This is a genomic window from Bacillus sp. SIMBA_008 (genome assembly GCF_046535495.1).
GTDB lineage: Bacteria > Bacillota > Bacilli > Bacillales > Bacillaceae > Bacillus > Bacillus subtilis.
On the sequence record NZ_JAWRWL010000373.1, the window covers coordinates 1 to 276 of the forward strand.

The 276-nt window shown below is 70.7% G+C and carries 1 protein-coding gene; it reads left to right on the forward strand.

Annotated features, from left to right (window positions below; genetic code table 11):
* Positions 1-276: iron chelate uptake ABC transporter family permease subunit (locus SB658_RS23650; protein ID WP_410602741.1), on the forward strand; the 276-nt coding region annotated here is incomplete at both ends.

Sequence of the window (276 nt, forward strand, 5' to 3'; positions counted from 1 at the left end):
GGGTGGGCGCAGGCGATCGCTCCGATCATCATCGTGTCAGCGCTGATCGTCGTCCTCGTGCTGTCGCGCCGCGGGCTCTGGCTCATCGAGCTGGGCGACGACATCGGCACGAGCCTCGGCGGACGGATCGCCCTCACGAAGGCGGGACTCGTCGCCATCGCGGTCGGTCTGTGCGCCGTCGTCACGGCCGCGATCGGCCCCATCGCCTTCGTCGCCCTCGCCGCGCCCCACCTGGCGAGGCTCATCGTGAAGAACGGCCCACTCCATCTCGTCGCC